Source organism: Vermiculatibacterium agrestimuris (assembly GCF_943193085.1).
Lineage (GTDB): Bacteria > Bacillota > Clostridia > Oscillospirales > Oscillospiraceae > Vermiculatibacterium > Vermiculatibacterium agrestimuris.
On record NZ_CALPCU010000040.1, the window covers coordinates 1 to 11,058 of the forward strand.

The window sequence follows — 11,058 nt, forward strand, 5'->3', positions numbered from 1 at the left end:
CCCCCCCCCCCCCCCCCCCCCCCCCCCCCCCCCCCCCCCCCCCCCCCCCCCCCCCCCCCCCCCCCCCCCCCCCTCTGTTTTGGAGAGATGGCGATCAGGTGTGAGACGCCAAATACTGGATGGCATACTGAGCGTGAAGGGCCGCCGAAATACGAAGGCTGTCCTCGTCGATGTCAAAGTGTCCGTTGTGGTGCGGCGCGGATTCCTTGTCACGGAAGCCGCCGCCCACGAAGACGAAGAGCCCGCCCACCTTCTCCATGAAGATGGCGAAATCCTCTCCCGCCATAAGGGGGGGCATATCGTAGAAGCAGTCCTCTCCGAAGAGCTCCGCAACGACCTTCTGGCCGAAGGCGGTGTTCTCCTCGGTGTTGATGACGGCGGGAGTTCCCTTGAGATGGTGGATCATCTCGCTCTTGGCCCGGAAGGCCGCCGCCGTGTTCTCCGCGATGCGGTTGATCATCACCGGATACTGGTCGCTGAGCGCCGGGTCAAAATAACGCAGATTGCCCTCCAAAATGGCCTCGTCGGCGATGGCGTTGAAGCGCTGGCCCGCCGTGAGCTTTCCGATGGTGACCAGTCCGACATCTTGGGGGAAGAGCTCCCGGCTGACAATGGTCTGGAGGTTCATTACGATAGAGGAGGCCGCCACGATGGCGTCGATCCCCTGATTGGGCGTGGAGGCGTGGGCGCCCTTACCTGTGATCTTCAGGGTAAACAGGTCGGTGCCTGCCATCCGGGCCCCTGGGGCGCAGGAGATACGGCCCACCGGGATGTCGGCCCAGATATGAATGCCGAAGCAGTGGTCAATGCCCTCCAGGTAACCTTCCTTGTCCGCGATCTGGACGGTGCCGCCGAATTCCTCCCCCGACTCAAAGAAGAGCTTCACCGTACCCGCGATCTCCTCCCGAAGATCCATGAGGATGTGGGCGGCGCCCAACAGGGCGGCGGTGTGGCCGTCGTGACCGCAGGCGTGCATAGACCCTTCCACCTGAGACTTATAGGGAGGTTCTCCCAGCTCCTGGATGGGAAGGGCGTCCATATCGGCCCGGAGAGCAATGGTCTTCCCAGGCTTGCCGCCCTGGATGGTGGCCATGACGCTTGTGGAGCCGGGGATCACCTCAAAGGGGATGCCGAGCTTTTCCAGCTCCCGCTGAACCAGCTTGGAGGTCTCGAACTCCTGCAGGCTGAGCTCCGGATGCATATGGAGATGGCGCCGCAGCTCGACCATATAGGGCTGGTATTTTTTTGATAATTCCAGAACCATACCCATTCCTCCTTACAGCATTTTTACAACGACGCCGGCGATGAGGACAGAGGAGATAGTGACGGTGACGAAGCCGGCGGTGACCATCTTGGGCAGCATATAATTCTCAATGGCGATGCGCTCCTCCTCGTTGGAGGACATGGCGTTGGCCACCTCTTTGGGGATGAACATGGTGGTGGGGAAGCCGAAGGTGCAGGTGAGGCCCAGGGAAATGGCCATGCCGGGGGCTATATGGAGAACCTTACTCAAAATGAGGCCGGATACGGCAACGCCCACAACGCCGGTGACCAGAAGCAGAAGCAGGGGAACCAGCATATCGATCAGCTGTTGGGGGGTGGTATTGGCCAGATTGGTAAAGATGATCACGGTGGTGGTAAAGACGATCATCCCATTGGACTCCGTCTGGGGCAGGATATTCTTCTCCAAAAAGCCCAGCTCACTGAAAAGAATACCGAACAGAAGGGCAAATACAAAGAAATGGATCGTGCCATTGGTCAGGCCGGCGCAGAACTGGGACAGGGCCGCCACCAGGCCCAGCTTCAGAAGCTTTATAGAGGGCTTGTTCAGGGACTTGGGCAGCTCCAACAGCTTCCGCTTGGCCTCTCCGGCGGCAGCGGCGGCGTCACCGTGGGCGTAGAGTGCGATGTTCCCCTTGTCCTTCAAAAAGCTTTGGGCATCCTTCCGAAGCAGGATGGAGGCCACAGGAATACCCACAAAGTTCTGGGCCACCAGAACCAGGATCACAAAGCTGCTCAGATCGGCCAGCCCCTTTTCTGTCAGGGTGCTGGTCATCAGCAGGGCCGCCGTGTTGGCGCCGGCAAAGATGGGGGCGCCGGCAATGGCCATGTCGTGCCCCATGAGAAGGGGGCAGACCACTACGATGAGCGCCACGCCGCAGATCACACATACCAGGCTTACCACCACAGTTTTCCACTGCCGCTTCAGCTCCGGGAAGTCGATCATGGTTCCCATGGAGGTGATCAGAATGCCAATAAGTACATTGGCGATGCCGGTCACCGCCGCCGTGTCGAAAATGTCGGCGGGCAGGCCGCACCAGAATGCGATGAGCAGGACTACCGCGATCACCAGGGTGGCCGACAGGATGGCCCGGGTCTTTTCCGCTACGATCTCGCCCAGGGCGAAGATGGCCAAAAGAACGCAAAAGGCTTGTACTGCAGTCATAAAAATTCCTCCTTTTTGTCGTACTAATTACTTCTCTCTTCTTTCCCGCGCCCCGCCGTCCTCTCCTCTGCGGCGGGGATCCTCCCTCATTTCTTCATGGGCACCACTCCTTTTTTGTCTGTTTTCAACAGTATCTTCCTGCGGGAACATAGATTTCTCAACAATTATAACAAGAGAACGATTCCCTGCCTAATCTGAGTTAGGCAAAACAGAGTCATGTTTACAAGTTATAGTGAACTGGATTTTGCAGGGGTGTTATGCTTTTTGGGCAAAAAAGATCTGCCGCAAAACAACTGTTTTGTGGCAGATCTTTTTTCTTGGTTATGCAGTTATTTTATCTGTCCCCCGTAGTGTCTTTTCAGCACGCTTATAAATCGCTCCGCTTCAGGAGAAAGCGGCGCTTTTTGCCGCTTGACCCAGCCCACGGTGATCTCCATGCGGTAGTCCAGGATGGGCTTGCAGGCGATGCCCAGTTCGCTGTATAATTCCCGGTTCTTCCACCGCATGCCAAACATTACCGCATCCGTAGTGCGAAGCAGGCTGATGATAGCGCCCTCGTTGTTAAACAGCATGACCCGCTTGGTGCGCTTCCGGAGGCTTTCTCCGTTGACCATGGCATGGGAGGTGAGGATGGAGAAGTCATCATCCGGATACCGCAGTACCGTATATTTAAACACATCCTCTATGGATACCGCTTCCCGCTCATAAAGGGGACTATTAGGCCCCAAGTAGACGTGCCAGATATCGGTATCCACCGGATGAAATTCCAACTGCTTATTGCGCAACAGGCAGTTGACCTGGCTTTGCTGAATGGGATTGATGTGGATGACGCCCACTTCTGAACGCAGTTGATGAACGTCCTCAATGATCTCGGACAGCCGCCTCTCCCGGAAGGTGAATTGGATACTCTTCTCCCGGTACCACTTGTATAGCTCTTGAAGCATCCGTGTGGAGGTAAGGGTGGGAAAAGCGGACACGGAAAGCATACGGGGGATCTCCTCTCTGGACATCCGCTTGATGATCTCCAGCCGCTCCAAAACTCCACAGGTGTGCTGATACAGCTGCTGGCCCTCTTCGGTGAGTTGGATTCCTTTATTGTCCCGTGAAAACAGCTTCAGGCCCAATTCTTCCTCCAGCTTTTGAAGAGAACGGCTCAAGTTGGGCTGTGTCATCAACAGGGCCTCTGCAGCTTTGTTGATGCTCCCCCGTTCAGCTGTCTCCTTAAAGTAGTAGAGCTGTTGGAGCTGCATCTCTGATCCCTCCTCTTTTGAACAAGTTTAGTTGGAGGCCCGGCTCCAGGTGCGGGGGGAGAGCATGATGAGCAGGGGGAAGATCTCCAGCCGGCCCAGGAGCATATTCAGGATGAGCACCAGCTTGGAAAGGGGGGAGAACATGGCGTAGTTACCGGTGGGGCCCACCATGTCCAGGCCGGGGCCGATGTTGTTGAGGCAGGCCAGCATGGCGGTGAGGTTGGTCTCCAGAGAGAAGTTGTCCAGGGAGAGCAGGAGCAGGGAGATGACGCCGATGGCGCAGTAGGCGGTCATATAGGTATTGACGCCCTGCAGGGTCTCGGCCTCCACGGTGCGGCCCTCGATCTGCACCAGGTTCACACTTCTGGGGTGGAGCATCTGGCGCATCCGGGCGCCCAGGGATTTGAACAGAAGGACGATCCGGGCGCACTTGATGCCGCCGCCGGTGCTGCCGGCGCAGGCGCCCACCACCATGAGCACCACTAAGATGGTGCGGGAGAGCTGAGGCCACAGGTTGAAGTCTGCCGTGGCGAAGCCGGTGGTGGTCATGATGCTGGACACGGCGAAGGCCGCGTCGTGGAGGGCGGAGCGGATACTGCCGCCGTAGAGGGGGAGCACATCCACTGTGATGATGGCCATCGCGCCCAACATGATGGTGAGGTAAAGCCCCAGCTCCTCGCCCCGCAGGGCCTGGCGGAACTTGCCCATGAGGAGGAGAAAGTAGACGGTGAAATTGACCCCGAAAAGGGCCATGAAGACGGTGCAGACGGTCTGAATGTAGGGAGAATAGCCTGCGATGGAGTCGTTTTTGACGCCAAAGCCGCCTGTGCCGGCGGTACCGAAGGCGGTACACAGGCTGTCAAAGAGGGACATGCCGCCCGCCAGCAGGAACAAAACGTTCAGGACGGTGAGGGCGATGTAGATGAGATAGAGGATGGCGGCGGTCTGGCGCAGCTTGGGCACCAGCTTGCTCACCGAGGGGCCGGGACTTTCCGCCCGAAGGAGGTGGACGCTGTAACCCCCTCTGCCCATGGGCACCACCGCCAGCAGGAACACCAGGATGCCCATGCCGCCCAACCAGTGGGTGAAGGAGCGCCAGAACAGCAAGCCCCGGCTCATGGCCTCCACATTGGTGAGGATGGAGGCGCCTGTGGTGGTGAAACCGGAGACGGTCTCAAAAAAAGCGTCGATGTAATGGGGGATCTCCCCGGAAAGACGAAAGGGGAGAGCGCCCACGGCAGAGAGGACGATCCAACCCAGGCCGGTGATGAGAAAGCCCTCTCTGGCATAAAAGCGGCGCTGGGCCTTCCGGCAGCAGCTCCACAGCAGCACTCCCGCCCCGGCGGAGAGGGCCATGGTGGTGAAAATGGCCCGGAGGGCGGCCTGCTCCCCGTCCACAATAGAGATGAGAGCGGGGGGAAAGAGGAAGAGACACTCCAGCAGCAGCAGGAAGCCCAGCAGCTTGCCGATCATTTTACCGTTCATGTGAAAGCGCTCCTCAATCCGCGAAAATGGCGTCCAGATCGTTGATGATCCGGCCCTCTGCAGTGACGACGATCATGGTGTCCCCGGCGGTGAAGCTGCTGTCGCCCTTGGGGATGATGGTGCGGCCCTGGTGAGTGATACAGGCGATGAGGATGCCGCTTTTCAGCGGGATATCCATGAGCTTTTCCCGCTGGTGCCGGGTCTCCGACCCCACCAGGAACTCCAGAGCCTCCACCTGGCCGTCGATGATGGAGTGGAGGGAGATCACACTGTCGATGCCGGCGGCGGAGGACATGGCCCGGACATAGCGGACGATGTTAGCGCAGCACAGCCCCTTGGGACTGATAACAGAGCCGATGCCCACCTTGCGGAAGACGTCGTAGTACTCGATGCGGTTGATTTTGGTGATGACCTTGCCCACGCCCAGGTGGCTGGCCAGCATGGACAGCACCAGGTTCTCCTCGTCCATGCCGGTGAGGGTGATGACGGCGTCAAAGGAGCGCAGCCCCTCGGCGTCCAATACGTCCTGGCGGGAGCCGTCCCCCTCGATGACGGTGGCCCGGGGGAGGGACTCCACCAGCTTGACACAGCGCTCGTGATCCCGCTCGATGATCTTCACGGCGATGCCGCTGTCCAGGCAGCGCTTGGCCAGGTAGAAGGCGATGCGGCTGCCGCCGATGATAAGCAGGCTTTTTACCTTATGCTCCACCAGCCCCAGATTTTTTACCAGCAGGGCCAGATCCTGAAGGGCGGCGGTGACGAAGAGGGTGTCCCCCGCATGAAGGACGAAGGAGCCGCCGGGGATATGTATGCCATCCTCCCGCTCAACGGCGCAGACCAGTACGTTGACCCGGGCGATGTCGTAGAGCTTGGTCAGTGGGATGCCGTCCAGCTTGGAATGCTCGTCCACCGGAATGGCCACGATCTCCACCCGGCCCCGGGTGAAGGACTCCCGCTTGAGGAAGGAGGGGAACTGGAGCAGCTGGTAGGCCTCGTGGGCGGCGGCCTGCTCCGGGTTTACTGTCAGGGACAGGCCCAGCTCTTCCCGCATGGCGATGAGCTGGTCGGAGTACTCCGGATTGCGGATGCGGGCGATGGTGTGCTTCGCCCCCAGCTTCTTGGCGGTGAGACAGGTGAGCAGGTTCAGCTCGTCCCGGCTGGTGGCGGCGATGAGCACCTCCGCCCGCTCCACCCCCGCCTCCCGGAGGGTGGCCATGGAGGCGCCGTTGCCGGTGACCGCCATGACGTCGAACTGCTCGGCGCTCTGGCTGAGAACCAGCGGGTTGGAGTCGATGATGGTGACGTCGTGGCCCTCGGTGGAGAGCTGGGCGGCCAGAGCGGCCCCCACCTTGCCGTCGCCAACGATGATGATATTCATGACCTTCCGCCTTTCGCGTTAGGATAGTTGGAAGCTTAATGATTTATTATATCACGCAGGAATTTTCTTGCAAGAGGAAAAAACGCCCCGGCCTCAGTTGAGGTCGGGGCGGCGGGCTTTATTCCGCGGGTTCGGTTTCGGGCTCCTGGGGCCGTTCCAGGCCCAACTCGCAGAAACGCATAAGCACGGCGGCCACCTCCGCCCGGGAGGCGGAGGACTTGGGCTCCAGAAGGCCGTTCTTCTTTCCCGTAAGGATCCCCACTTCCACCGCCCACTGCAGGGCGGTTTGGGAGTAGCGGCTGGCGTGATCGGCGTCAGGGAAGCCGGCCAGGCTCTCTTCGCTCTTGGGCTGGCCCACATAGCGCCAGAGCATGGTGACCAGCTGTTCCCGGGTGACCTCCGCGTCGGGGAGCACCCCGTTGGAGACCCCGCTCTGGACGGCCCAGCCCTGGCCCTTGACGAACCAGGTGTTTCCGCCGGTGGTGTCCACGCCGTCATACCGGGCCAGCACAGTCATCAGCATGGCCCGGCTCATGGTGGTCTCGGGGCTGAAGAGAGTGTTCTTTTTGGTGCCGTTCATGATCCCGCGGTCATAGACGCAGAGCACGGCGTCATGGTACCAGGCGTTGGGAGCCACATCGTCAAAGGGGGACTGGGAAATGGGCTCCGAGGGAAGCGCCGCGGCCTCCGGGACTGTCTCCTCCTGCGCCAGGGCGGCGGGGAGGAGGCTCAGGGCCATCACGAAGGTCAGCAGGGTGGAGATTACGCGCTTTTTCATCGGTCATCGATCCTTTCTCATTACTCTATCTATTTTTAATGATAGTTTACCACGAAAAAGAGCGAACTGCAACGAAAAAATGACACAGTGCGTCCTTTCCGCAAAAGCAAGCGGCCCCTCCCGTGGGAGAGGCCGCATTCCTTCACTTTTTCATCTGGAAGGGCACCATTTCCACCCTTACAAAGTAGCCCTGGTCGTGTTTGCAGACCCAGCAGTACTCCGGGGGACGCTCGGCGGTGACCACATAGCCGCAGTTGAGGCACATCCACTCGCAGGCGCTTTCGTTGACGAAGAGCTTGCCCTGCTCCAGCAGATCGGCGAACTGGCCGAAGCGGTCGCCATGCACCTTTTCGATGCGGGCCACGTTGGAGAACAGGTGGCTGATCTCCGGGAAGCCCTCGTCCTTGGCCATGTGGGCGAAGGCCATATAGTCGTGCTCGTACTCCTGGTATTCGTTGTGCTGAGCGGCCCGCAGGTGCTCCAGAACGGTGGAGTAGAGGTCGATGGGATAAGTCCCGTCAATGGCGATGTTCTCCCCGGAGCACTTTTCCAGATAGTCGTAGAAGGCCCGGGCGTGGGCCATCTCCTGGTCGGCGGTGAAGCGGAAGACCGCCTCCACCACATAAAGGCCGTTTTTTTTGGCAAGGCCGGCGGAGAAGGTGTAGCGGTTGCGGGCCTGGCTCTCTCCGGCGAAGGCGCGCAGGAGATTGCGTTTGGTCTCACTGTTTTCAAAGGAAACGGACATGGTGATACCCCCTTTGTGTAGATGGTATCAGCATGTCCGTTTTGCGGTGCTTTATTCCAATTATTTCAAAACCGGGCTCACAGCTTCAGCGGTTCCTTGTAAAAATCGGCCATATGGGCGGCGTAGGCCCCGGGGGACAGACCCATCACCGAGGAGAAGTCGTGGATGAAGTGGGACTGGTCGTAGTAGCCCAGCTCCTGGGCCAGGAAGGTGAGGGGGACAGGCCCCGCCGACAGGCGGCGCACCGCCTGGTTGACCCGGGTCACCCGGAGGAAGGATTTGGCGCCCATACCGGCCCCTTGGCGCAGCAGCCGGGACAGGTGCCGGGGCGACCAGCCCAGGCCGGCGGGGCTTTCTCCGGCGGAGAGGGCCCTGAGCATAGGCCCGGCGGGATTTTCGAACCGGGGCCGGGCCAGGAGAAGAGAATCTACGGCCCGGACGAAGGCGGGCAGGCTTTCGGCGGCGCGGAAGGCGTCGGACACGGCCCGCTCCAGCTCGGGGGCGGTATCGGAGAGGGGGAACACCCGGTCGGCAAGCTCCCACAGGGGAAGGCCGGTGAGGCCGTAAAGGCCGCCGGGGGGACACTCCACGAAGAAGCGAAAGGGACACAGGCCCAGGTCGTTTTGGACGGTGGTCAGCCGGGTGCTGGGGCCGAAGAGCTGCCCGGTGAGGCCGCCGGGGGACAGCTCAAAGACCAGGCAGCCCGAGGCGTCGGGAACCAGGGTGAGGAGATCCCCGTGCTCCGCCCCCTCGGGAGAGGTCAGGCAGAGGGTGTAGTGGGCCACCATCCCCCGCAGGACGGGGTGGGGGAGGAGGTAGATGTGGGTGGCGGTGCGGCGGTATGCGGGAGCGTTGTAGGTCAGCTCCATGACGGGCCCTCCTGCGTCAGGAAGGCGTCCAGAAGGGCGCGGGCCTGGGCGATGGGGTCGCCGTCCATGTCCAGCCAGTGGACGTCCCTGTCCTTCTTGAACCAGCTCACCTGCCGCTTGGCGAAGCGCTTGATGGCCCGGCCCAGCTCCTCGGCCAGGGCCTCCACGGTGGGCAGCGCTCCGGTGAGGTAATGGAGGATGTAGCGGTACTCCAGCCCCAGGCCCTCCAAAAATTCGTCGGAGACCCCGTTTTTGCGCAGGTCTGCCACCTCCTCGATCATGCCCGCGTCCAGCCGGGCCCAGAGCCGGCGGTCAATGCGGCGGCAGACCGTCTCCCGGGGGTAGGTCACCCCCAGGGTGAGCACGTCATAGCGGGGATCGCGCTCCGCCTCGGCGTGGGGATCCTCACCGTTTTCCAGCTTTTCGATGAGCCGAACCAGCCGGGGGCGGTTGTGGAAGCAGTCCTCGTCCAGCGCCACGCCGGCGGCGGTGAGCCTGTCCCGGAGGGCGTCTGTGGGCAGGGCCTCCAGAGCGGCGCGCAGGGTGGGGTCGGGGGGGGCGTCATGGAAAACGTAGCCCTCGGCCACGGCCCGGAGGTAGAGCCCGGTGCCCCCCACCAGGAAGGGAAGGCGGCCCCGGGCGAGGATGCCGTCGATGGCGGCGTAGGCCTCAGTCTGGAACCGGGCCACGGAGTACTGCTCTCCGGGCTGGGCCACGTCCAGGAGATGGTGGGGAACCCCCTCCATCTCTTCCGCCGTGATCTTGCCGGTGCCCAGGTCGAGACCCCGGTAGACCTGCCGGGAGTCGGCGGAGACGATCTCGCCGCCATACGCCTTGGCCAGCGATACGCCCAGACCGCTCTTGCCGCAGGCGGTGGGGCCTAAAATGACGATGAGCTTGGGCTTGGACATGAGAACGCCTCCTTTCAGGGGCCGTTTTTTGTATTGTAGCAGAAAAGGGCAAAAAGGACAAGGCGATCGGTAAGAGATTTGACAGTTGGGGGAGAATTAAGTAAAATAAAATATCAAATGTTGATGAAAGGAGACGTGTATGGGCTTTTTGTCTCCGTCCTATTTTCTCTTTTTCCCCGTGGCCGCCCTGGTCTATTTCCTTCTGCCCCAAAGGCTCCGGAATTTCTGGCTGCTGGGATGCAGCTGGTTTTTCTACCTGTGCGCCGGGCGGTCATACTTCCTGTTTCTGCTGACTGCGGTACTGGTGAGCTACCTTGCCGCGCTGGCTCTGGAACGGCGGAAGAGCAGGGGGGTGCTGGTGGGGGCCCTGTGCCTTTTTATCGGGGCTCTTGTGGTATTCAAATATCTGGAATTTGGCCTGTCGCTGGTAACGGGGATATTGGGGGCGGCAGGACTGGATTGGTCGCCGGCAGTGCCCAAGCTGCTGCTTCCGGCGGGCATCTCCTTTTACTTTTTCACCGCCATGGGTTACCTCATCGACGTGTACCGGGGGAAGCTGCCGGCGGAGCGGAGCTTTGTCAAATGCGCGCTGTTCCTCTCCTTTTTCCCCTATCTGCTCTCCGGCCCCATTGGGAGAGGGCCGTCGCTGCTGCCTCAGTTTAATAGTTTACATAAATTTAATTATGTAAACTTAAAGGAGGGGCTGCTCCGCTTCCTCTGGGGGGCGTTTAAGAAGCTGGTGCTGGCAGACCGGCTGGCGGTGGTGGTGGACACGGTGTTTGCCGCCCCACAGAATTACGGCGCGCTCCAGGTCATCCTGGCCGCCTGCGCCTTTTCCATCCAGATCTACTGTGATTTCTCCGCCTATTCGGACATGGCTGTGGGTTCGGCCAAGGCCATGGGCTTCACCCTGATGGAGAACTTCCGCACCCCCTACTTCTCCCGCTCCATCGCGGAGTTCTGGCGTCGGTGGCACATCTCCCTGTCCTCCTGGTTCCGGGACTACCTGTACATCCCCCTGGGGGGAAGCCGCCGGGGCACAGGGCGGAAGTATCGGAACCTGCTCATCGTCTTTGCCGTCAGCGGCCTTTGGCATGGGGCGGCTTTGTCCTTCCTGGTGTGGGGGCTCCTCAACGGCCTCTATCAGGTGGCGGGGAGCCTGAGTGAAAAGCCCCGGAGGGCCCTCCGGGGAGCGG

Annotated in this window: 10 protein-coding genes; 1 reads left to right on the forward strand and 9 read right to left on the reverse strand. The window is 60.8% G+C overall.

What is annotated here, in order from left to right:
* Positions 1-94: 94 nt before the first annotated feature.
* The 9 genes from NFR87_RS09900 to miaA all read right to left on the reverse strand — a co-directional run bounded on the left by NFR87_RS09900 (position 95) and on the right by miaA (position 9,862).
* Entirely contained in the window at positions 95-1,264 is a 1,170-nt protein-coding gene (locus tag NFR87_RS09900) for an amidohydrolase (RefSeq protein WP_251449255.1), read from the reverse strand.
* Between the two features lie 12 nt (positions 1,265-1,276).
* Positions 1,277-2,446 carry a hypothetical protein gene (locus tag NFR87_RS09905; RefSeq protein ID WP_251449257.1) on the reverse strand — a complete coding sequence of 390 codons (1,170 nt, stop codon included), beginning with the start codon at positions 2,444-2,446 and terminating at the stop codon, positions 1,277-1,279.
* 329 nt (positions 2,447-2,775) lie between these two features.
* Positions 2,776-3,696: a LysR family transcriptional regulator gene (locus NFR87_RS09910; RefSeq protein ID WP_251449259.1), complete on the reverse strand. Its 921-nt coding sequence runs from the start codon at positions 3,694-3,696 to the stop codon at positions 2,776-2,778.
* Between the two features lie 27 nt (positions 3,697-3,723).
* Positions 3,724-5,181 (reverse strand): TrkH family potassium uptake protein, encoded by a 1,458-nt coding sequence (locus tag NFR87_RS09915; RefSeq protein ID WP_251449261.1) that lies wholly within the window; start codon positions 5,179-5,181, stop codon positions 3,724-3,726.
* 13 nt (positions 5,182-5,194) lie between these two features.
* Positions 5,195-6,559 carry a Trk system potassium transporter TrkA gene (gene trkA, locus NFR87_RS09920; protein ID WP_251449263.1) on the reverse strand — a complete coding sequence of 455 codons (1,365 nt, stop codon included), beginning with the start codon at positions 6,557-6,559 and terminating at the stop codon, positions 5,195-5,197.
* A gap of 118 nt (positions 6,560-6,677) precedes the next feature.
* Positions 6,678-7,337, reverse strand: coding sequence for an S-layer homology domain-containing protein (locus tag NFR87_RS09925; protein WP_251449265.1), 660 nt, complete (start codon positions 7,335-7,337; stop codon positions 6,678-6,680).
* 142 nt (positions 7,338-7,479) lie between these two features.
* Positions 7,480-8,082, reverse strand: a complete 603-nt coding sequence (rbr, locus tag NFR87_RS09930) for a rubrerythrin (RefSeq protein WP_251449266.1) — start codon at positions 8,080-8,082, stop codon at positions 7,480-7,482.
* A gap of 77 nt (positions 8,083-8,159) precedes the next feature.
* Positions 8,160-8,951 (reverse strand): helix-turn-helix domain-containing protein, encoded by a 792-nt coding sequence (locus NFR87_RS09935; protein ID WP_251449268.1) that lies wholly within the window; start codon positions 8,949-8,951, stop codon positions 8,160-8,162.
* A complete protein-coding gene (gene miaA, locus NFR87_RS09940; protein WP_251449270.1) occupies positions 8,942-9,862 on the reverse strand; it encodes a tRNA (adenosine(37)-N6)-dimethylallyltransferase MiaA in 921 nt (306 codons plus the stop codon). The genes NFR87_RS09935 and miaA overlap by 10 nt, the downstream gene beginning before the upstream one ends.
* Before the next feature lie 139 nt (positions 9,863-10,001).
* Between miaA and NFR87_RS09945 the strand changes: the two genes are divergently transcribed.
* Positions 10,002-11,058, forward strand: a 1,057-nt coding sequence (locus NFR87_RS09945; RefSeq protein WP_251449272.1) for an MBOAT family O-acyltransferase, incomplete at its 3' end; no start/stop codon positions are given.

What these genes read in the sequence shown, in the direction of transcription:
- NFR87_RS09915 (WP_251449261.1), bottom strand. Translation starts at nt 5,181, where the DNA reads ATGAACGGTAAAATGATCGGCAAGCTGCTGGGCTTCCTGCTGCTGCTG.
- trkA (WP_251449263.1), bottom strand. Translation starts at nt 6,559, where the DNA reads ATGAATATCATCATCGTTGGCGACGGCAAGGTGGGGGCCGCTCTGGCC.
- miaA (WP_251449270.1), bottom strand. Translation starts at nt 9,862, where the DNA reads ATGTCCAAGCCCAAGCTCATCGTCATTTTAGGCCCCACCGCCTGCGGC.
- NFR87_RS09925 (WP_251449265.1), bottom strand. Translation starts at nt 7,337, where the DNA reads ATGAAAAAGCGCGTAATCTCCACCCTGCTGACCTTCGTGATGGCCCTG.
- rbr (WP_251449266.1), bottom strand. Translation starts at nt 8,082, where the DNA reads ATGTCCGTTTCCTTTGAAAACAGTGAGACCAAACGCAATCTCCTGCGC.
- NFR87_RS09905 (WP_251449257.1), bottom strand. Translation starts at nt 2,446, where the DNA reads ATGACTGCAGTACAAGCCTTTTGCGTTCTTTTGGCCATCTTCGCCCTG.
- NFR87_RS09900 (WP_251449255.1), bottom strand. Translation starts at nt 1,264, where the DNA reads ATGGTTCTGGAATTATCAAAAAAATACCAGCCCTATATGGTCGAGCTG.
- NFR87_RS09910 (WP_251449259.1), bottom strand. Translation starts at nt 3,696, where the DNA reads ATGCAGCTCCAACAGCTCTACTACTTTAAGGAGACAGCTGAACGGGGG.
- NFR87_RS09935 (WP_251449268.1), bottom strand. Translation starts at nt 8,951, where the DNA reads ATGGAGCTGACCTACAACGCTCCCGCATACCGCCGCACCGCCACCCAC.